The 2,634-nt window shown below is 67.1% G+C and carries 2 protein-coding genes; one reads left to right on the top strand and one right to left on the bottom strand.

Annotated elements, in window-relative coordinates:
• Positions 1–86 precede the first annotated feature (86 nt).
• Entirely contained in the window at positions 87–1,640 is a 1,554-nt protein-coding gene (locus AC1D15_RS26110) for a UbiD family decarboxylase (protein ID WP_477828278.1), read from the top strand.
• 214 nt (positions 1,641–1,854) lie between these two features.
• Here the strand turns inward: AC1D15_RS26110 and AC1D15_RS26105 are convergent, their stop codons facing one another.
• The gene (locus AC1D15_RS26105; protein ID WP_477828277.1) at positions 1,855–2,604 is read right to left on the bottom strand and encodes a YdcF family protein; all 750 of its coding nucleotides are present in this window, start codon (positions 2,602–2,604) and stop codon (positions 1,855–1,857) included.
• Positions 2,605–2,634: the final 30 nt, after the last annotated feature.

Below are 2,634 nucleotides of genomic sequence, written 5' to 3'. Positions count from 1 at the left end.
GTTCAGTTCTCAAGGTGTCGCGAATTCTAGGAACTGGATTCATAACCAGTCAAGGATAAGGATGCCGTTCTTCATAACTAAAGAGAATGAAATACCGTGACCTGAGGGACTTCATGGCGGGCCTGGAACGGGCCGGCGAGCTCAAACGCATCGCCGAACCAGTCTCCGCGCGGCTGGAAATGACAGCGATCAGCGACTCCGTGCTGCGCGCCGGCGGTCCGGCGCTGTGGTTCGAGCGCCCCGCCGGTTACAAAATTTCGGCCTTGACGAACCTGTTCGGAACGCCTCGGCGGGTCGCCCAGGGCATGGGCGCCACCGAGGTGAGCGAGCTGCGCGACGTGGGTCGGGTGCTGGCCAGCCTGAAAGAACCTGAGCCGCCGAAGGGGCTGAAAGATGCCGGCCGTTTGTTACAAATGATCAAGGCGCTGTGGGACATGAAGCCGGCCGCGGTCCGGTCGGCGCCGTGCCAGCAGGAGGTGCTGCAAGGCAGCGAGGTCGATCTGGGCGAGTTGCCGGTGCAGACCTGCTGGCCCCTGGATGCGGGGCCCCTGATCACGTGGGGTCTGGTGATCACGCGCGGCCCGCAGGCCTCGCCGACGGCGCGGCGCCGCCAGAACCTGGGCATCTACCGCCAGCAGGTGATCGGCCGCAACGAGGTCATCATGCGCTGGCTGGCGCACCGGGGCGGGGCGCTGGACTTCCGCGATTTCGCGCTCGCCAACCCGGGCCAGCCGTTCCCGATCGCGGTGGCGCTCGGCGCCGATCCGGCGACCATCCTCGGCGCCGTGACGCCGGTGCCCGACAGCCTGTCCGAATACCAGTTCGCCGGGCTGTTGCGCGGCAGCCGCACCGAAGTGGTCGACACCGCGGTCGGCGAGCCGGGCTGGATGCTGCAGGCGCCGGCCGGTGCCGAGATCGTGCTGGAAGGCCACATCCCGGTCGTGCCGGCCGGCTTCATCGGGACCAGCGAGCACGGCGTGCCGTTGAAGGAGGTCGGCGGCTACCTGCATGCGCTCGAAGGGCCGTTCGGCGACCACACCGGCTATTACAACGAGCAGGACTGGTTCCCGGTGTTCCGCATCGACCGGCTGACGCGCCGGCGCGATCCGATCTACCACTCCACCTACACCGGCAAGCCGCCCGACGAGCCGGCCGTGCTGGGCGTGGCGCTGAACGAGGTGTTCGTGCCGATCCTGCAGAAGCAGTTTCCGGAGATCGTCGACTTCTACCTGCCGCCCGAAGGCTGCAGCTACCGGATGGCGATCGTCAGCATCCGCAAGAGCTATCCCGGCCATGCGAAGCGGCTGATGTTCGGCATCTGGAGCTTCCTGCGCCAGTTCATGTACACGAAGTTCATCGTCGTGACCGACGACGATGTCGACATCCGCAACTGGCAGGAGGTGATCTGGGCGATCACGACCCGCATGGACCCGGTGCGCGACACGACGCTGGTCGAGAACACGCCGATCGACTACCTCGATTTCGCGTCGCCGGTCAGCGGGCTGGGCGGCAAGATGGGGCTGGATGCCACCAACAAGTGGCCGGGCGAGACCGCGCGTGAATGGGGGCGCAGCATCCGCATGGACGCCGAGGTGGAGCAGAAGGTGGCGCAGATCGTCGCCGGCGTGATGAAACGCTGACCATTGCGAAATCGGCGCAGATTCCTCGAATGAGGCCTTGAATCGCCGCCGAGCGTCGTCTAAGTTTGGTGGGCCTGCATGCAGGCATCCTCACCGGCGCAGTCCCTGCGCACCAGGAGCCCTGGACCCACTTCCTCCGGAGCCCCGAGTTGGCAACGTCAGTTGCCCGCCCCTCCCACCGCAAGGTCGGGAGGGGTTTCGTCTTGTGGGGCAGTCAAGCGCGGACCAAGCTGCCGATCCACTCGTGCAGCGCGTTGCGCACATTCATGAAGCCGCGCGTCGTCGGCACCCATTCGAGCGACTTGGTGTCGACGCGCAGCGCCAGGCCCATCGGCGCCGGCTGGATCTTGACACTGCCGCGCGCTGCGTCCTCGAACATCGCGACCGCGCGCGGCATGTGCCAGCCGTGCGTCACCAGCACGATCTGCGTGATGCCGGCCGGCTTCAGCAGCGCGACAGTGCGGGCCGCGTTTTCGCGGGTGTCCTTCGACTGGTCCTCGACCCATTTCAGCGGGTGAGAGAAATCCTGTGCGGCGATGCGCGCCGCCGTCTGGGCTTCCGGCTGCCCGTCCGGCTGGGCCCAACCGAGACCACCGCTGAAGCCGACCGGCAGCCCGGTCTGGCGGCCCAGCCACACGCCATAACGCAGGCGTTCCAGCGATTGGGCGTTGAGGTTGGCCACGCCGTACTCAGGTGCCAGCGCCTCCTGCCCGCCGCCCAGCACGATGATCGCGACCGGCTGCTTCGCCTGCGCCGCCGTCCTCAGGTCGTTGATCTGCGCGGTGCTGAGTGCCGCCGGTGGCTTCAGCGCCACCTGAATCAGGAACTGCGCCGTTCCGTTGCAGGCGCTGAACCACAGCCCGAGCGTGGCCACCATGATCACCAACCAGCCGAGGCCGCGGCGCGGCAGGATCAGCCGGGCACCGATCAGCACCAACAGCAGCAGCGGCACCGGCGGCAGCACGAGTGCGCTGAGGATGGGCTAGGATGGGCT

Source organism: Rhizobacter sp. P2_H2 (assembly GCF_056403375.1).
The sequence above is the reverse complement of the archived record's forward strand: the minus strand, read 5'-3'. Positions and strand labels throughout refer to the sequence as shown.